Annotated in this window: 20 protein-coding genes; 7 read left to right on the forward strand and 13 right to left on the reverse strand. The window is 59.3% G+C overall.

The features are described 5' to 3' along the window. The 3 genes from surE (at window position 1) to GOV38_RS01185 (ending at window position 2,683) form a co-directional block, all read left to right on the forward strand. On the forward strand, window positions 1–783 hold the full coding sequence (gene surE / locus GOV38_RS01175; protein WP_171207329.1) for a 5'/3'-nucleotidase SurE: 783 nt from the start codon (window positions 1–3) through the stop codon (window positions 781–783). Then, on the forward strand, window positions 780–1,430 hold the full coding sequence (locus GOV38_RS01180; RefSeq protein WP_171207330.1) for a protein-L-isoaspartate(D-aspartate) O-methyltransferase: 651 nt from the start codon (window positions 780–782) through the stop codon (window positions 1,428–1,430). The genes surE and GOV38_RS01180 overlap by 4 nt, the downstream gene beginning before the upstream one ends. 62 nt (window positions 1,431–1,492) lie before the next feature. After that, window positions 1,493–2,683: a peptidoglycan DD-metalloendopeptidase family protein gene (locus GOV38_RS01185; protein ID WP_171207331.1), complete on the forward strand. Its 1,191-nt coding sequence runs from the start codon at window positions 1,493–1,495 to the stop codon at window positions 2,681–2,683. 61 nt (window positions 2,684–2,744) lie between these two features. On the opposite strand, the gene GOV38_RS01190 is transcribed toward GOV38_RS01185, so the two are convergent. Together GOV38_RS01190 and GOV38_RS01195 are read right to left on the reverse strand one after the other, a co-directional pair. Then, a complete protein-coding gene (locus GOV38_RS01190; protein WP_171207332.1) occupies window positions 2,745–3,416 on the reverse strand; it encodes a YafY family protein in 672 nt (223 codons plus the stop codon). Between the two features lie 21 nt (window positions 3,417–3,437). Continuing rightward, a complete protein-coding gene (locus GOV38_RS01195) occupies window positions 3,438–3,743 on the reverse strand; it encodes a hypothetical protein (protein ID WP_171207333.1) in 306 nt (101 codons plus the stop codon). 220 nt (window positions 3,744–3,963) lie between these two features. On the opposite strand from GOV38_RS01195, the gene GOV38_RS01200 reads away from it, so the two are divergent. From GOV38_RS01200 to GOV38_RS01215, 4 genes are all read left to right on the forward strand, one after another. After that, on the forward strand, window positions 3,964–4,179 hold the full coding sequence (locus GOV38_RS01200) for a twin-arginine translocase TatA/TatE family subunit (RefSeq protein WP_039531114.1): 216 nt from the start codon (window positions 3,964–3,966) through the stop codon (window positions 4,177–4,179). 6 nt (window positions 4,180–4,185) lie between these two features. Beyond that, window positions 4,186–4,644, forward strand: a complete 459-nt coding sequence (gene tatB, locus GOV38_RS01205; protein ID WP_171207334.1) for a Sec-independent protein translocase protein TatB — start codon at window positions 4,186–4,188, stop codon at window positions 4,642–4,644. After that, a complete protein-coding gene (locus tag GOV38_RS01210; RefSeq protein ID WP_171129815.1) occupies window positions 4,641–5,564 on the forward strand; it encodes a twin-arginine translocase subunit TatC in 924 nt (307 codons plus the stop codon). Before tatB ends, GOV38_RS01210 begins: the two co-directional genes overlap by 4 nt. Before the next feature lie 117 nt (window positions 5,565–5,681). Next, window positions 5,682–6,524, forward strand: a complete 843-nt coding sequence (locus GOV38_RS01215) for an ATP-binding protein (RefSeq protein ID WP_171207335.1) — start codon at window positions 5,682–5,684, stop codon at window positions 6,522–6,524. Window positions 6,525–6,583: 59 nt separating this feature from the next. Here GOV38_RS01215 and GOV38_RS01220 read toward each other — a convergent pair whose 3' ends face one another. The 11 genes from GOV38_RS01220 to alr form a co-directional block, all read right to left on the reverse strand. Continuing rightward, window positions 6,584–7,228 carry an SDR family oxidoreductase gene (locus tag GOV38_RS01220; RefSeq protein WP_171099467.1) on the reverse strand — a complete coding sequence of 215 codons (645 nt, stop codon included), beginning with the start codon at window positions 7,226–7,228 and terminating at the stop codon, window positions 6,584–6,586. 42 nt (window positions 7,229–7,270) lie between these two features. After that, on the reverse strand, window positions 7,271–7,519 hold the full coding sequence (locus tag GOV38_RS01225; RefSeq protein WP_171099465.1) for a hypothetical protein: 249 nt from the start codon (window positions 7,517–7,519) through the stop codon (window positions 7,271–7,273). A 155-nt stretch (window positions 7,520–7,674) separates the two neighbouring features. Continuing rightward, entirely contained in the window at window positions 7,675–9,195 is a 1,521-nt protein-coding gene (gene purF, locus GOV38_RS01230) for an amidophosphoribosyltransferase (protein ID WP_171129810.1), read from the reverse strand. 642 nt (window positions 9,196–9,837) lie between these two features. Further along, entirely contained in the window at window positions 9,838–10,443 is a 606-nt protein-coding gene (locus tag GOV38_RS01235) for a CvpA family protein (protein WP_171099459.1), read from the reverse strand. Window positions 10,444–10,483: 40 nt separating this feature from the next. Further along, the gene (gene radA, locus GOV38_RS01240; RefSeq protein WP_171099458.1) at window positions 10,484–11,848 is read right to left on the reverse strand and encodes a DNA repair protein RadA; all 1,365 of its coding nucleotides are present in this window, start codon (window positions 11,846–11,848) and stop codon (window positions 10,484–10,486) included. A gap of 120 nt (window positions 11,849–11,968) precedes the next feature. Then, the gene (locus GOV38_RS01245) at window positions 11,969–12,751 is read right to left on the reverse strand and encodes a DNA repair protein (protein ID WP_171207336.1); all 783 of its coding nucleotides are present in this window, start codon (window positions 12,749–12,751) and stop codon (window positions 11,969–11,971) included. 150 nt (window positions 12,752–12,901) lie between these two features. Next, window positions 12,902–13,354, reverse strand: coding sequence for a paraquat-inducible protein A (locus GOV38_RS01250; protein ID WP_171207337.1), 453 nt, complete (start codon window positions 13,352–13,354; stop codon window positions 12,902–12,904). An 11-nt stretch (window positions 13,355–13,365) separates the two neighbouring features. After that, on the reverse strand, window positions 13,366–13,752 hold the full coding sequence (locus GOV38_RS01255; protein WP_171207338.1) for a hypothetical protein: 387 nt from the start codon (window positions 13,750–13,752) through the stop codon (window positions 13,366–13,368). Continuing rightward, the gene (locus tag GOV38_RS01260; RefSeq protein WP_171207339.1) at window positions 13,752–14,498 is read right to left on the reverse strand and encodes an ABC transporter ATP-binding protein; all 747 of its coding nucleotides are present in this window, start codon (window positions 14,496–14,498) and stop codon (window positions 13,752–13,754) included. Before GOV38_RS01260 ends, GOV38_RS01255 begins: the two co-directional genes overlap by 1 nt. After that, window positions 14,495–15,277, reverse strand: coding sequence for an ABC transporter permease (locus GOV38_RS01265; protein ID WP_171129800.1), 783 nt, complete (start codon window positions 15,275–15,277; stop codon window positions 14,495–14,497). The genes GOV38_RS01260 and GOV38_RS01265 overlap by 4 nt, the downstream gene beginning before the upstream one ends. Continuing rightward, window positions 15,274–16,308, reverse strand: a complete 1,035-nt coding sequence (gene alr, locus GOV38_RS01270; protein ID WP_171207340.1) for an alanine racemase — start codon at window positions 16,306–16,308, stop codon at window positions 15,274–15,276. The genes GOV38_RS01265 and alr overlap by 4 nt, the downstream gene beginning before the upstream one ends. Window positions 16,309–16,522: the final 214 nt, after the last annotated feature.

Here is a 16,522-nt window from a genome sequence, read left to right on the forward strand (position 1 = left end):
ATGCGAATTCTTCTGACAAATGACGATGGGATAAACGCGCCAGGGCTTGAGGTGCTAGAAGCCATCGCGGCAGATCTGGCGGGCCCTGATGGTGAGGTCTGGGTGGTCGCGCCTGCGTTCGAGCAATCGGGTGTTGGCCATTGCATCAGCTATACCCGCCCGATGATGATGACGCAGCTGGGCGAGCGGCGCTTTGCGACCGAGGGCTCACCCGCTGATTGCGTGTTGGCAGGGCTGCATGAGGTCCTAAAGGACGTACCGCCCGATCTGGTGCTGTCCGGGGTGAACCGGGGCAATAACTCGGCCGAGAACACGCTCTATTCCGGTACAATCGGCGGTGCGCTGGAGGCCGCTTTGCAGGGTCTGCCCGCGATTGCCTTGTCGCAGTATTTCGGCCCGCGCAACCTTGGTCTCGAGGACCCGTTTGAAGCGGCGGCGCGGTATGGCGCCGATTTGGTGCGCCGTATTCTGGAGGCGACGCCGGTTGAAGACCGCGATTACCGCCTGTTCTACAACGTTAATTTTCCACCAGTGCCCGCCGTCGAGGTTTTGGGCACCAAAGTGGCGCCACAAGGGTTCCGCCGCGATACGCATTTCTCGGTTGAACCCCACAGCTCGCCCTCGGGGCGCAAGTTCTTGTGGATCAAAGGCGGTTATCAGCATAACCCAACCGCGCCCGGCACCGATGCGGCGGTCAACCTGGAAGGCTATATCTCGGTCACCCCAATGCGGGCTGATCTGACCGCCTATGACACGCTTGAGGCATTGAAGGCCATCGAATGACTGGTTTGACCCCTGAAACCAAGATGCAATTCCTGTTTGCGCTGCGGTCGCGTGGGGTGCGGGATGCGCGTGTACTTGAGGCGATGGAGCAGATAGATCGCGGGGCATTCGTCAAAGGCCTGTTCGCCGAACGTGCCTATGAGGATACGCCGCTGCCGATAGCCTGCGGGCAGACGATCAGCCAGCCCTCGGTTGTGGGGCTGATGACGCAGGCCTTGCAAGTGGGGCCGCGTGATACGGTTTTGGAGATCGGAACCGGCTCGGGCTACCAGGCCGCCATCCTGTCGAAACTGGCGCGCCGGGTCTATACGGTTGAGCGGCACAAGCGTCTGGTGGCAGAGACCGGACAGCTGTTCAAGGATCTGGGCCTGACCAATGTCACCGCCATGCTGACCGATGGATCCTTCGGATTGCCGGAGCAAGCGCCCTTTGATCGGATTATTGTGACGGCTGCGGCAGAAGATCCGCCCGGACCGCTCTTGGCGCAGCTTAAAATCGGCGGTATCATGGTGCTACCCGTAGGACAGTCGGATGCGGTGCAGACCCTGATCCGGGTCACGCGCACCGAAACCGGTCTGGACTATGATGAATTGTTACCCGTTCGCTTTGTGCCTTTGCTGGAAGGTTTGGGCAAGGACGGGGCCTAAAGGTTTAATCCGCGTTTGCGCCGGAACCCCGGAAAACAGGGGCAGGTGTTGAGGACAAATAAATGAGAGCAGTTTCCAAATCAGCCATGTGCCGGTCTTCTGTGGCAGCCATTGCCCTTGTGGTTCTGGCCGGGTGCGAAGGGCCCTTCGATTATGACCTTCGCGGTAATGTCGGCGGGTTTTCGACCGCAGATGCGGCGCTTGGTGCCACGACCAACCGGCCAGCGCCAGATGCGCGCGGTGTGATCACCTATCCCAATTATCAGGTGGCCGTCGCGCAGCGCGGTGACACAGTGACCGATCTCGCGACGCGTGTGGGCCTGCCGGTCGCGGAACTGGCCGGGTTCAATGGACTTCAGGCCGATGACAAGCTGCGCGAAGGCGAAGTTATTGCGTTGCCACGCAGCGTCGGGGCGAGCAACGGCAATGTGGATATCGCGACGATAGCGGGTTCTGCCATCGATGAAGCGCCCGCAACCGGATCAAGCGGCGGTGTTCAGACAACGGCTCTGCAACCAGCACCGCAGAATGCGGCACCTGCGCCAGTGGTGTCCGGTCCTGAGCCCATTCGCCACAAGGTCAAGCGCGGGGAAACCGCGTTTACCATTTCGCGACTGTATGAAGTGCCTGTTGAATCGCTTGCGGAGTGGAACGGATTGGGGCCGGATTTCGTTGTGCGCGAAGGTCAATTTCTGTTGATCCCGGTGAAAAACCAACCCGCACCGCAAACTGCGTCTGCAGCCAGCGCAGCTGCGGCACCCGTCGCGACCAATGTGACCCAACCCGGCGAAGGGTCGCCAACACCGACCCCGCCAAGTGCGACACAGCCGCTGCCTGAAAATGACGTGGCCCCGGCGACCGAAGCGCCTGATGTCACCGCCGAAGCACCGACCAATGCCAGCACAGCGGCGCTTGGCTTCCCGGTCACCGGGCGGATCATCCGCACCTATGACAAGGGTACGAATGAAGGTATCGACATCGCCGCCGCGCCCGGAACCCCGGTCAAGGCGGCTGAGGCCGGAACCGTGGCCGCCATCACGGCAGATGCGGATCAAGTGCCGATCATCGTGGTCAAACACAATGACGATCTGCTGACCGTCTATGCGAATGTCGCCGATATCAAGGTTGAAAAAGGCGACCGTGTGCGCCGTGGCGAAACCATTGCCGCCTTGCGGGATGGTGATAACGCCTATGTGCATTTCGAGGTGCGTGAGGGCTTTGAATCGGTGGATCCCGAGCCTTTCCTGAACTGAGGTAAACGGCCCTGACCGGACCAGGCCTCCGGTGGGCGTGTTTTGGAAAAGATGAAGCCTGTCAGGCGGTTGGGTCGTAATCGGCCAATCGCTTTCCGGGCTCGTCCGCAAAGATTTCGGGCAGGGGCTGCACGGTTTCGATCAGATCCACACGAAAGACGCGGAAGCCGTCGCGCAACTCGCACCAGGCTGTCAGGGTCCAGACCCGGCCCCAATATTCCATATGCAACGGGCGGATCCTGCGGTTGGTCAAAACCCCGTCGATCCGGCGATAGCGCAGTTGCAGCTTCTGGCGCGATTTGATGGCGGCGCGGATCGGGGCCATATGGGCCAGCCCGCGCGCCGCGTCTGCAAATGGGTAGACCGCAAACTTCCACGCGTCGGCCTCGGCCACAACCTGAGTGGGCAGCACCGCATCGATCTTGTCGGCCAGCGTTTCGGCGGCAGCCTTGAGCTCGGGGTCGGCGGCCTCGGCGACGATTGCCATGCCAAGGTTCAGCGCCTCTAGTTCGGCCGGGGTCAGGTTCAGCGGGGGCAGGGTGATCTGCTCGCGAACCATATAGCCCACGCCGCGCTCGCCCTCGACCGGCACGCCCGAGGCCACCAGCGTACCCATATCGCGATAGATCGTGCGGACCGACACCTCAAGCCGATCCGCAATATCCTGCGCGCGGTGCAATTTCCCGTCGCGCAGGATCTGGATGATATCAAACAGGCGGTCAGTGCGGCGCATGACACGCCTGCCGGACCGCCTTTAGGCAGTCATGTTCCATAGCACATTCTCATGCCGCATCTGCATGGTCTCGGGATCAATAGCCGCCATCAGGGCCGGGGCAAAATCCTGCTGAGGGAACTGCGCGGCGGCGTCTTTCGCGGCCTTCATATCCGCCCAGATCACATAATCCGTCCAGCGGCCGTCCTCTCCCTGGCTCAGCTGGCGATGGGTAAAGCCGGGCGCGGCGCGGACAAAGGCCTCGGTCGATTGGCTGAGCTTCACGAACTCTTCCGGTGTGGTGCCATTGGCGAGGGTGAAGGTGACGATTTCTGCAACATGGGTCATTTCATTCTCCGTTGACCAGGTTTCGATAGGCCCGACCTACAGTGTTACAACTGACATAAACCTGTCAGTTGTAAAAAGCGAGCCCCCGGATTCTTTTCAAACAGCCCAAATTTGACCGAGAATTCGGCAAGCTTGACTTTTGCCACGCCCGACATCGGCGTAAAAACCAATCCGAAATCGACGATTGGGCGCCAATGCGCCGAAAAACAGGAGAAGAAACATGCTCAACAATATCGGCCTTCCCGGTCTGCTGCTGATCGCAGTTGTGGTGTTGGTGCTGTTTGGTCGCGGCAAGATCAGTTCGCTGATGGGCGAAGTGGGCAAAGGCATCACCTCTTTCAAAAAAGGCGTCAAAGAAGGTGCTGACGAGCTGGAGCAGGATGCCTCTGAGCTGGCCAAAGACGTCACACCCGAGACCGACAAAGACAAGGCGTAACCTTAGATGTTTGATCTGGGCTGGACCGAGCTTCTGGTCATTGGTGTCGTGGCCCTGATCGTTGTCGGGCCCAAGGATCTGCCTGTGCTGTTCCGCAATGTGGGCCGTTTTGTCGGCAAGGCACGCGGTATGGCGCGCGAGTTCAGCAGCGCCATGAACGAGGCCGCAGATCAGGCCGGGGTCAATGAGATCAAAAAGGGTCTGAACGCGGCCACCAACCCTGTCAGTACAGCGATGGACAGCGTTAACGAAGCGGCACGGGATGTTGCCAAAAGCATCGACCCGACCAAGTTTGATCCCGACAGCGAGACCGGAAAGCTGGCAGCGGAACGCGCTGAACAGGCCAAGAAGATCCAGGCCACCTCCGCCCGCGCCACCGCGGAACGCAAAGCCAAAGAGGCGGCAGATGCCGTGGCCAAGGCTGAGGCGGCAGAAGCCGCTTTGAAGACTGAAAGCGAAACATGAGCAAGACCGACGAGATCGAAGATTCCTCGGCCCCTTTGATCGAGCATCTGGCCGAGCTGCGCACGCGTCTGATCCGGGCGGTGATCGCCTTTGTGATCGGCATCGTGCTGGCTTTTGCTGTGGCCGAGCCGATTTTGCAGTTTCTGCTGAGGCCCATCGAGGCGACGCTGCGCGAGTTGGGTGATCCGTCACCGACGCTGCAATATACCTCGCCGCAGGAGTATCTGTTCACACTGTTCCGCATCTCGATGGTTTTTGGCTTTGCGCTGGCCTTTCCCGTAATCTCGTACCAGCTGTGGCGTTTTGTGGCGCCTGGGCTTTATCGGTCCGAGAAAGGGGCTTTTCTGCCTTTTCTGATCGCTTCCCCCTTTATGTTCCTGCTGGGTGCGGCCTTTGCGCAATTCGTCGTGACGCCGCTGGCGATGCAGTTCTTTTTGGGATTTGCAGATGTCAGCTCGATCTTCGCCAATCTCCTTTCACCGGATGCCGGTGAAATCCCCGAGGAAATCGTTGTCGTGCCGGAAACCGCAGACGGCGTGCGGGTGACGTTCTTCGGCAAGGTGAACGAATCGCTCGACATCACTTTGAAGTTCATCATCGCTTTTGGCCTGTGTTTCCAATTGCCGGTGTTGCTGACGCTGATGGGCAAGGCTGGATTGGTCAGCGCCGAAGGGCTGGGCTCGGTGCGCAAGTACGCGATGATTGGTATTCTGGTTCTGGCCGCTTTGGTGACCCCCCCGGACGTCATCACCCAAGTGATCCTTTTCACAGTGGTCTATGGGCTCTATGAGATTTCCATCTTCCTCGTGGCCCGGGTCGAGAAAAAGCGGGAAGAGAAACTGCGCGCCGACGGCTATTACGACGATGAAGAGGCCGAAGCTGACGCAGACCTTGCCGAAGAATACGACGAACAGAAGTAACCTGTTCTGCAATGAGAAACAGGCGCGCCCGTCCAAGGCGCGCCTTTTTTGATGCGGGCTCTTGTTGCGGGGCAGGGAACGTGGTTTGAACCGGCCCAGACCAGAGCGGAGAGACAGATGGACGATCAGGCCCTGAACCGTATTGCCGACGCCTTGGAGCGGATGGCTCCGGCCCCGCTGGCAGCGCCGGATTTCGCGGCAGCCCCGGCTTTTGTCTGGCATGTTGAACCGGATCGGCTGGAGCCTGTCGAAAAGGTCAGCCGGGTCGATCTGGATCTTTTGGTGGGGATCAACCGTTCGCGCGATACGTTGCTGGACAACACGCGCCGCTTTGCAGATGGTTTCAAGGCCAACAACGCGCTGCTCTGGGGCGCGCGTGGGATGGGCAAATCCAGCCTGGTCAAAGCCGTCCACGGCACTCTGCAACCCGAGTATTCTGATCTGAAACTGGTTGAGCTGCAGCGCGAGGATATGGGTTCGGTCGCGCGCCTTCTGAACCACCTGCGCGCAGCACCCCATCGGTTCATCCTGTTCTGCGATGACCTATCGTTTAGCCATGATGACCAGCACTACAAATCGCTCAAGGCTGTGCTGGATGGCGGTATCGAGGGGCGGCCCGAAAATGTGGTCTTCTACGCCACCTCCAACCGACGCCACCTGATGCCACGGGACATGATCGAAAACGAACGCTCCAGCGCCATCAACCCGTCCGAGGCGGTTGAGGAAAAGGTCTCTCTGTCAGATCGCTTCGGCCTCTGGCTGGGCTTCCATCCTTGCGATCAGGATGAATACCTGGCCATGATCGACCGCTATTGCGCTGCTTACGGAGTCACCGCTAACGCCGACACCCTTCGTGCCGAAGCCATCGAATGGCAGGCCACACGGGGTGCACGCTCAGGCCGCGTCGCCTGGCAGTTCTTTGTCGATCTGGCCGGGCGCCAAGGCGTTCATATCGCCTGACCCAATCCTTCTTCTGTTCAAAAATACCTCCGCCGGAGGCATGGCCCACAGGGCCATTTCTAAAGCAATGCTAAGATCCGAGCTGCTTCATCCGCCGGGCGGGTCAGCGCATCACGATCCTCGCCGGGATGGAACCGGGCACGCACGGCTGTGGGCATAGGCGCGGGCTCGACAATCGAAACCCGCGGTCCTGTACGTTCGGTCTCTGCCTGCCAGCTGCGGGCCAGAGCCATCTGCGCGGCCTTGGTGGCACCATAGATGCCATAGAATTTCTGACCGGCTTTGGGATCGTCAAAGAACACCGCATGGCCATCCGTGCCCAGCAAGGGCGTCACATAGGGGATCAGCACCGAGGTCGCGGTGGCATTGGTGTTCAGCGCCTTGGCCCATTCCTTGGGATCCACGAAATGCGCAGGCGTCAGGGCAGATGTATGCACCGCCGTGTGCAGCCACAAATCCACCTTGCCCCAGCGGTCGTGAATGCCTCGGCACAGGGTGGCCATCGCATTGGGATCGGTGATGTCCATCGGCGCCAATGTGGCTGAACCGCCCTTGGCCTGGATCCGGTCGTCCAGCTCTTCCAACCCGCCCGTGGTTCGGGCAACGGCCACGATGTGATAGTCGGGCGCGAGGGCTTCGGCCAAAGCAGCCCCCAGCCCACGCGAAGCGCCGGTTACCAGCGCGATTTTGGTCTGATCGGTCATGGGCGGGGTTTGACCTGCGACGCGAGGGGCGTCAAGCCCGGATCACGCGCCCGGGATGACCATTCGTCGCGTCTCGCCACCATGCTGCAGCAAAATACCCTCGGCATCGATGGCGATGACCTTGCCAGATCCGACGCGGCTGCCCGGTGTGACTTCGCGCACGCGGCCCGACGACAGGCGCACAAGCGCACGCATCTTGGTGGCAGGGCCAAAAATCCCCAGCAGCGCAGTTGCATTCTTCTTGAGCGCGCCCCGCTGTGTGGCCGCGTTTTCAACGGAAATGTTGGGCATGTCTTACGGTCAGAAAGTATTCCTGACCCCTTTGCATGAGTGGTTTGCAGCGGGTCGTCTAACAAAGAAATTCGGGAATGAAAAGTCATCCACAACTGCGACAGAATGGCGTTGCCAAAACCCGCTCAGGTCTTTGTTCACAAAAGAGATTACGGTTAGCCCGAGGCGAGTTTGGCACCGTTCCAGGAATCGCCTACGACCTCCATGTCATGTTTCTTGCGATCCGAACGGCTGCTTTTTTCCAACGTGCTTAGATAATCTTCTTCGACCCCGGTGATGTAGTTGCCGTCAAAGCAGGAGCAGTCAAAAGCTTCGATCTCGGGGTTGCCTTCCTTGGCGGCCCAGATCAGATCGTCCAGGTTTTGATAAAACAGCGCGTCGGCACCCAGTTCCTGGCGGATTTCCTCGATGTCTTTTCCATTGGCGATCAGCTCGGCCCGGGTGGGCATGTCGATACCGTAGACATTGGGATATTTCACCGGCGGCGAAGCGCTGGCGATGTAAACTTTCTTGGCACCGGCCTCGCGACACATCTGGACGATTTTCTTGATGGTGTTGCCGCGCACAATCGAATCGTCGATCAGCAGAACATTGTGCCCCTCAAATTCCAAAGGAACAGCGTTCAGTTTGCGCCGCACCGATTTCTGGCGCTCGGCCTGACCGGGCATGATGAAGGTCCGCCCGACATAGCGGTTTTTCACCAGACCTTCGCGATAGGGAATACCGGTGATCTTCGCCGCCTCAAGCGCCACTGGGCGGGCGCTGTCGGGGACGGGGATGATCCGGTCGATCTGAAGACCTGAATCCTGGATTTGCTTGGCCAGCGTCTGCCCCATGCGCATCTGCGTTTTGTAAACAGACACGCCATCCAGCAACGAGTCGGGCCGGGCCAGATAGACATACTCGAAGATACACGGCGTCAACTTGCCTTCGACCGCCTGGAACTCGTGCATATTGCCGTCAAGATCGATCAGGATCGCCTCGCCGGCGCGCAGGTCGCGCAGTTTTTCAAACCCGTTGATCCCAAAAGCCACATCTTCCGAGGCAAAGGCGAAATCGTCGCCTTGACCCGGGATTTCGCGTTTGGCCACCGACAGAGGGCGAATGCCGTAAGGGTCGCGGAAGGCCAGCATGCCGACTCCTGCGACCAGACAGATCACGGAATAGGCGCCTTGAATGCGTTCCATGGTCATTTTTACACCGGCAAAGATGTTGCGGATCGGATCGGCATTGCCATTCACCTTGATCGCATCCGCCACCTTGTCGGCCAGAACGTTCAGCAACACTTCGGAATCCGACGTGGTGCGCAGATGGCGGCTGTATTTGGCAGTGACCTTCTCGCGCTGCTCTTCGGTATTGGTGATGTTGCCGTTATGGACCAGATAGATCCCATAGGGTGCATTCACAAAGAAAGGCTGGGCCTCGGCGGCGCTGAGGGACCCGGCGGTGGGATAGCGCACATGACCAATCCCGACACGGCCCATCAGCGTCTCTGCGTCCTGAGCGTTAAAGACATCCTTGACCAGACCGTTGGCCTTTTTTTCGCGGAAGAATTCACCGTTATAGGTGACAATGCCCGAAGCATCCTGGCCGCGGTGTTGCAGCATCAGCAACCCGTCATAAATCTCGGCAAACACATCATGTGTCCGGCTTGCGATTCCCAAAATCCCACACATTGACGGGGCTCCAATCTTTATGACGCTGTGGCGGTGTGATGGCTTGGATGGATCGAGCTGTTCGCCTGCTGCACCTGGTCGGGGCGTAGAATACTCTGACGGTGCGGGTCCGGATTGATCACGGCACAGCGCACTGAACGAAAGAGGATGGGCAAGGCGGGCAGCTCCGATTCCATGTCGGTTGGCCCTCACATAATGCCTAATTGCGCTGCTGTCATCAAAGGATCACATTTGTGGATTGATGCAGGCAGCAAAGCCCGAAATTGCCGCAACAAGGTGACAACTTATCTGCCATGTGCTGTCATATCACCCAAAGGGTAACGCAGCCTTTGGTTCAGAGTTGGTGAGGTTACATGTGGCAGCACAAGAGAAATCAAAAGAAAGAAGAACCGATCAAACGCAGATGTCATCGCTGTCGCGGCTCCGGTCGTGCGCCCTGCGAGATTTGCAAGGGCGCAGGACAGGTTATCAAGGGGCGAGATATCTACGGCAAACCGCAATACAGTCGATGCGACGGCTGTTTCGGCCTCAAGAATATTCGCTGCACCGTCTGCGGTGGTGAAGGGTTCGTCTAAAAAATCCTGGTGCCGGTGCAAAAAAGCCCGGCCAAGACCGGGCTTTGTTACGTCTCGTCTGAACGGCTTAGTTCTGCGCTTCGGTTTCGGTCGGCGTTGTCGCAGGCTCGCTTCCGGCTTGTGCGGCGCAGTGACCAACCAGCGATTCATATTGCGAGGTAATCCAGCCCAGAGCAGCCTCCGGGTTTTGTTCCTCAATCTGGCCGCTGAACTGCTCGAACACTTGGGCCGAGCGGCTGTCATCCACCATCGGGAAAGTTTGGCTCGTTGCCACGCTGTCATAGACAAAGAACGCAATTGCAACCAGCAGGATGCCGCGCGCGACGCCGAAGAAGAAGCCAAGCGCCTGATCCAAACCGCCAACGGCAGACCGTTGAACCAGCGATGAAAACAGCGGGGTAAAGACGCTGACGACAATGAGCGCCAGCGCGAATACGGCAGCAAAACCTGTGATCACCGACAATTCGCAACTGTCGCGCAAGAACTCTCCGACCACGGGGATTTCTTTGATCAGCGGAACGACCTGCGGCGCAAAGATAAAGGCCAAGACGGCGGCCGCTGCCCAGCCTGCAATTGCCAGCACTTCGCGTATGAGACCGCGTGAATAGGCCAGAAGGCCTGAAACGACGATGATCAGGGCAACAACCCCGTCAACAATTGTAAAGTCTTCCATGGCCCTCGCCTGCTCGATTTCTGCCCCTCAAGGCGCGACTTTAACCTGCTCCGAAGGTTTCGCCAACAAACCCAACCAAATCAGAGGGTCGGGTGAGTGTCAGACCTGCCACAGTGCCGGTTTTGCCACCCGCCGGAGCAATTGCCGCTGTGAAACCAAGTTTCTGTGCTTCTTTCAACCTATTTTCGGTCTGCGGGGCCGGTCTAAGTGCCCCTGACAGCGAGATTTCTCCGAAAACCACCGTATCTGCGGGCAGGGCGGTGTCTTCTCGGGCGCTGAGCAGTGCGGCGGCCACGGCCAGATCAGCTGCAGGTTCACTGACCTTCAGCCCGCCAGCCACGTTTAGATACACATCGAGCCCCGCAAAGGGGATGCCGCAACGCGCTTCGAGCACGGCGAGGATCATTGCCAGACGTCCGCTGTCCCAGCCCACAACGGTGCGGCGGGGCTGCGAATGCGGGGAGGGGGCGACAAGCGCCTGCAATTCAACCAGCACAGGCCGGGTGCCTTCGATCCCCGCAAAGACGGCTGATCCGGGGCTGGGCGTGCCGCGCTCGGACAGGAACAGGGCCGATGGGTTGGTCACTTGCGCCAGACCTTTGCCGGTCATCTCAAACACACCGATCTCATCTGCCGGGCCAAAGCGGTTCTTGACCGCGCGCAGGATACGGAACTGGTGGCCGCGTTCGCCTTCGAAATAGAGCACGGTGTCGACCATATGCTCGACCACGCGGGGGCCTGCGATCTGGCCTTCTTTGGTGACATGGCCCACCATGATGACCGACACACCGTGCCGTTTTGCAAACGTCGTCAATTCATGCGCCGCGGCCCGGACTTGTGACACAGAGCCCGGCGCGCTGTCCACATTGTCGGCCCACATGGTCTGAATGGAATCGATAATAGCGAGGCCGGGTTTTTCCGCCTCAAGTGTGGTCAGAATATCGCGCAGATTGGTTTCAGCGGCCAATTGAACCGGTGCGTCCTCTAATCCCAAACGCCGGGCGCGCATCCGGACCTGAGCACTGGCTTCTTCGCCCGAAACATAGACGGTTTTCACACCCGCCCGGGCAAACCGGGCGGCGGCCTGCAGCAAGAGCGTGGATTTCCCGATCCCCGGATCGCCGCCGACCAGAAGGGCCGAGGCAGGCACAAGTCCGCCGCCCAACACCCGGTCAAGCTCGTCCACACCGCTGAGGGTGCGGGGTGGGGGTGTCTCTTCGGTGGACAAGTCGGAAAGCGGGATGGACTGCCCGCGTTTACCCCCCAGCGATTTCTTGGCGGGTCCGGCAGAGAGGGGTGTTTCCTGAACGATGGTGTTCCATTCGCCGCAGCTGTCGCAGCGGCCGGACCATCGGGAATGTGCGGCACCACAGGCGGAGCAGGTGAAAGAAGGTGTCTTGGCCATGGCGCCCTTGGTGCATCAGCTTGGGCGGTTCTTCAAGCCCTTGCGGGCTTTCCTCACCGCCGGGGGCGCGCTGCGGGTTCGGGCCCTTTGGGCCGTCACCCGCAGCGGGCGCTGTCGCGCCTACTCGGCTGCTCGAGGGGGGGTCATGGGATAGATGCTGGCATTGCTGGGATGCGCCAGTTCGGGGGAGGATTGCAGATGGGTCGACAATTCGGGCAGCAGATCGAACAGTTCATCCCGCAAGCGAGCCAGCTGCGATTTGGCGATCGATTCCTCGATCTCGATGTGGCGGGTCCATTGGCGCAGCTCATGCTGGATTGTTTGCGCGTCTTCGATCCGCTGCTGGAACTGCTCGACCTCTTGCTGGCGTTGTTGTAGGAAGCTGCGAGCGCGGTTGACCTTGTCATCGCCATAGGTGTCGGCAAGTTCCTGACTGACCTGGCTCATCTGCGCGGCAAGCTCCAGGATTTCGGGTTCCAACGATTGCAGATCGGGATGTTCGCGCAGAAAGCTGAGCCGCTCTTTCACCGCATCAAATTCGGACGACGTCTGGAACAAACCCGACCGGTCGGCGGCATGGGCCAGATGATAGGCCTGCGTGACGTCCTGCATGTTCATCGCAAATCTACGGTGGGTGTTTTCCAGCGCCATCATTCGGGCACTAGAGGGCAGGTAGAAGGCCAGCATAAGCGCCAATGCGGTCAGACCGACCTGAACATGAAGCCCGGCGTCAACAACCCCGGTAGGCCCGAACCCGGCCTGCAGCGACAGCCAGGGCAACACGCCCGCAGCCGACAGGCCGGTGGCAATCACACCCCCGGCGGCCAAAGCAATGATAAGTGCGAAGGTGGCGCGCATGAAGGCGTTCTGCAGGTGCAATGTGATGCTGTGAAGCGTAGCCATGATCGTCAATCCCCTTCGTCAACCGATACTCATCGGGTGCAGGCGGACCAGAAATCAAGTGCGCAGGAACATCCGCAACAGCCCCGTTAAGCCAATAGTTTTGCGCCTTGTGGTATTGATGTGAGACTGCGAAAGGGCGTTTGCAATCAACTAGCTCTGAGGATTTCGTGAACGGACTGTGTTCTCGGTCAGATATCCCAGCACAATCGATGCCAGGATACAGGCGGTAAACAGATAAAGCCCCCATGCGGTTTCGATGGTGGCATAGGCAATGCCCTTGGCCAGCGTGATGTAAAGCGCGATGAGGAAGATATCGGCCATGGCAAGCTTGCCCAGCAGGGTCAGCGCAGGCTGCACGCGGGCGTCCAGCAGGTTCCATTGTATCAGCGCGGTGCCGATGGTTTTCAGGTATGGTGCGAAGAGGGCAAACACGGTGACCACCAACGCCAGAAACACGTCGGATTTCCACAGCGATTGCAATCCGGTGATGACGCTGATTTCGCTGAGGCCGAAAATGGGGAGGAGGCCGGCACGCATCAGCGGGGCGAACCACGCGATGGGGTAGAGGATCAGGAGCGAGAGGGTGGCGAGGCGGAGAGGCATTTTGCACAAATCTAATGGGATATGAATGCAATAAAACCCCAAAACACTGCTAGCGCCAGCCCAATACCCGCAATGACAGCGTTGGTCTTTGGCAAATTCTCGGAATGGGAGATCAGGTCGCGATGTAGCACTATACCAGATACTACTATCCCGATCACCATAGGAACGCTTACGTATACATGGGGTTTTTCTGTATAAAACGCGAGGTAGTTGGTAATGACTGCGCCGGGAACCACACCGAACAAGAATGCTTTGAATACCGGTGTCATTAGTTTAAATCCGCGTGCTGGGGCGAAAACCAGCCCGTTTTTGCGGAAAGTCTCAACAAACCAAGTCAGCAAAACCGCGTTAAAGTAAACTCCGGGTATCGAAAAAAGGATGAGTTGCAAATCGCTCACTACCGCACCGCCTCAATCGGCCCTTCCGCACTCCCGCTGATAAACTGTTCGACATAGGGATCACCCGAGGCGTCCATTTGCTCGACAGGGCCGGTCCATTGGATCACGCCTCCGTGCAGCATCGCTACGTTGTCGGCAATCGCGCGGACCGAGCTCATGTCGTGGGTGATGGTCATGGCGGTGGCGCCCATCTCGGTCACGATCTCGCGGATCAGGTCGTTGATGACGCCCGACATGATCGGGTCGAGACCGGTCGTGGGTTCGTCGAAAAAGATGATCTCGGGCTCGGCGGCGATGGCGCGGGCCAGGCCCACGCGTTTTTGCATGCCGCCCGACAGCTCGGCGGGAAAGCGGTCGGCCACGTTGGCCTTCAGACCCACACGGCGCAGTTTGTCGATGGCAATTTCACGGGCATAATCCGCCGGACGCTTCAACGGCCCGCGCAGCAGGCGGAAGGCCACGTTTTGCCAAATGGGCAGCGAGTCGAAGAGGGCCGCACCTTGAAACAGCATTCCGAACCGAGCCAGAAACGCATCACGGTCGCCTTTGGTGGCATCCTTGCCATCCACATAGATCATCCCGCTGTCGGGTTTGATCAGGCCCAGAATACATTTCAGCGCCACAGATTTTCCCGTGCCCGATCCGCCGATGATAACCATCGACGTGCCCTTGGGGATCTCAAGATTCATGCCTTGCAGCACATGGTTTTCGCCAAAGGCTTTGTGAACGTTCTCCATCCGGATCATAGCGAGAAGAATACCCCCGTGAGAACGAAGTTGGCAGCCAGGATCAAAACTGCGGCGGCCTCGACCGAGCCTTTGGTGGCCCGGCCCACACCCTGCGCGCCGCGGCCCGAGTTCATACCGTAATAGCAGCCCATGATCGCCGCGATTACGCCGAAGGCGGCACCTTTGACCAGGGATGAGACGATGTCTCGGGCTTCCAGAAAGTCGACCGTGTTTTTCAGATACGCGGCGGGATTGAAGCCCAGATTTTGCGTGGCAACCGTGTACCCGCCCGCAATACCGATGATATCTCCGACCCCGACCAGGGCGGGCACGGTGATCAACGCCGCCAGCACGCGCGGGGCGGTGAGGTATTTCATCGGATGCGTGGAGAGCGTGACCAGAGCGTCAATCTGCTCGGTCACTTTCATCGTGGCGATTTCGGCAGCGATGGATGACGTCACACGTGCCGCGATCATAAGGCCGACCAGAACCGGCCCAAGCTCTCGCACCATGCCGATGGCCACGATCTGCGGCACCACAGCCTCGGCATTGAAGCGCGCGCCACCAGCATAGATCTGCAAGGCCAGCGCTCCGCCGGTGAAAATCGCAGTCAGGCCCACCACGGGCAGGGACAACCAGCCGATATTCAGCAGCGCCAGGGCAAATTCACGCGGATAAAAGGGCGGGCGCACGATATGCGACACCGCATCCAGCGCGAACAGCGCCACGCGGCCAAAGACCGCAAACAGGTTCAGAATGGCTCGACCAAGCCCGCCAAGCGGTGACAATGGGTTCATTCGACATAGCCCCGCGAATAGCGGCTGCCGAGCGAGGTGAGGATTTCATACCCGATGGTGCCTGCGGCTTCGGCCAGATCGTCAACGGTTTGGTGCCCGTTCAGGATACGCAGGCGTTCGGGGTCCTGGGGCAGGTCCGTGACGTCAATCGTGATCAGATCCATGGAAATGCGCCCGACGACCGGGCAGGGCTGATCGCCCACAAAGGCGTCGATGCCGCCACCGATGGCTCGATGCAAACCGTCCGCATACCCCGCCGCAACAGTCGCGATACGCGACGGGCGGCGTGCGGTCCAGGCATTGCCGTATCCCACAGTCTCGCCCACATCGACGTGACGCACCTGAATGACCGGCAGGTCGATGGTGACCACCGGCTTTGCCGCGGCAAAGGGCAGGCCGCCATAAAGGCCAACGCCCGGGCGGCAGAGGTCGAAATGATATTCCGGCCCCAGGAGGATACCACCGGTCGCCGCCAAAGACCGGGGTGCCGAGATCCCACCGGTCATGTCTTTGAAACTTTGCAACTGTTGTCGGTTCATCGGGTGGTCTGGTTCGTCCGCGCAGGCCAGATGCGACATGACCAAGGCCGGGTTGCGCGCCAGCACGGCGCTGCGCAATGCCGACCAGTCCGACGGCTCCAGCCCCAGACGGTTCATACCGGTGTCCAGCTGAATGCCAAACGGATGGTCGGGCAGGGCGTCGAAGTGACGTTGCACCTGTTGTGGCGCGTTCAGCAGCGGGATCAGATCATGGTCGCGTAGAAGGTCGGTATCGCCGTCCATATGCCCAGAAAAGACAAAGATGCGCGGCTCGGAGCCCAGGACTTTGCGGATCGGAACGCCTTCTTCGGCGGCAGCAACAAAAAAGCTGCGAACCCCTTCTTCGGCCAGGGCCAATGCGACGGGTTCTGCACCCAGCCCATAGGCGTCGGCTTTGACCACGGCGCCGGTTTCGGCGGACGACAAAGAGCTGAGCGCGCGCCAGTTACTGGCCAGCGCAAGAAGGTTGATGGAAAGGCGTGCTGTACTCATGGCAACGTTCATGACATTGCATCGACCAAGGTCAAGAGGGAAAGATTGTTTTCGGCATCAGAAAGCCCAGGGAACCGGCAAGTTCCAGCCATATCAACACATTTTTACAAACGCCCCATGCGCAGATCAGGGTCGAGGTTCTTGTGATTGTGCTCAAATGACCGTTAGATCTCTTACACCAGAGTGCATCGTTTCGCGCTTTTCAGCGCTAAGT

Source organism: Ruegeria sp. HKCCA5839 (assembly GCF_013035585.1).
In the GTDB taxonomy this organism is placed as follows: domain Bacteria; phylum Pseudomonadota; class Alphaproteobacteria; order Rhodobacterales; family Rhodobacteraceae; genus Ruegeria.

Coding starts and splice junctions, on each gene's coding strand:
- GOV38_RS01180 (WP_171207330.1), top strand. CDS start 780: ATGACTGGTTTGACCCCTGAAACCAAGATGCAATTCCTGTTTGCGCTG.
- purF (WP_171129810.1), bottom strand. CDS start 9,195: ATGTGTGGGATTTTGGGAATCGCAAGCCGGACACATGATGTGTTTGCC.
- GOV38_RS01215 (WP_171207335.1), top strand. CDS start 5,682: ATGGACGATCAGGCCCTGAACCGTATTGCCGACGCCTTGGAGCGGATG.
- GOV38_RS01195 (WP_171207333.1), bottom strand. CDS start 3,743: ATGACCCATGTTGCAGAAATCGTCACCTTCACCCTCGCCAATGGCACC.
- GOV38_RS01225 (WP_171099465.1), bottom strand. CDS start 7,519: ATGCCCAACATTTCCGTTGAAAACGCGGCCACACAGCGGGGCGCGCTC.
- alr (WP_171207340.1), bottom strand. CDS start 16,308: ATGAGTACAGCACGCCTTTCCATCAACCTTCTTGCGCTGGCCAGTAAC.
- GOV38_RS01235 (WP_171099459.1), bottom strand. CDS start 10,443: ATGGAAGACTTTACAATTGTTGACGGGGTTGTTGCCCTGATCATCGTC.
- tatB (WP_171207334.1), top strand. CDS start 4,186: ATGTTTGATCTGGGCTGGACCGAGCTTCTGGTCATTGGTGTCGTGGCC.
- GOV38_RS01245 (WP_171207336.1), bottom strand. CDS start 12,751: ATGGCTACGCTTCACAGCATCACATTGCACCTGCAGAACGCCTTCATG.
- GOV38_RS01250 (WP_171207337.1), bottom strand. CDS start 13,354: ATGCCTCTCCGCCTCGCCACCCTCTCGCTCCTGATCCTCTACCCCATC.
- radA (WP_171099458.1), bottom strand. CDS start 11,848: ATGGCCAAGACACCTTCTTTCACCTGCTCCGCCTGTGGTGCCGCACAT.
- GOV38_RS01200 (WP_039531114.1), top strand. CDS start 3,964: ATGCTCAACAATATCGGCCTTCCCGGTCTGCTGCTGATCGCAGTTGTG.
- GOV38_RS01220 (WP_171099467.1), bottom strand. CDS start 7,228: ATGACCGATCAGACCAAAATCGCGCTGGTAACCGGCGCTTCGCGTGGG.
- GOV38_RS01265 (WP_171129800.1), bottom strand. CDS start 15,277: ATGAACCCATTGTCACCGCTTGGCGGGCTTGGTCGAGCCATTCTGAAC.
- GOV38_RS01210 (WP_171129815.1), top strand. CDS start 4,641: ATGAGCAAGACCGACGAGATCGAAGATTCCTCGGCCCCTTTGATCGAG.
- GOV38_RS01260 (WP_171207339.1), bottom strand. CDS start 14,498: ATGATCCGGATGGAGAACGTTCACAAAGCCTTTGGCGAAAACCATGTG.
- GOV38_RS01185 (WP_171207331.1), top strand. CDS start 1,493: ATGAGAGCAGTTTCCAAATCAGCCATGTGCCGGTCTTCTGTGGCAGCC.
- surE (WP_171207329.1), top strand. CDS start 1: ATGCGAATTCTTCTGACAAATGACGATGGGATAAACGCGCCAGGGCTT.
- GOV38_RS01190 (WP_171207332.1), bottom strand. CDS start 3,416: ATGCGCCGCACTGACCGCCTGTTTGATATCATCCAGATCCTGCGCGAC.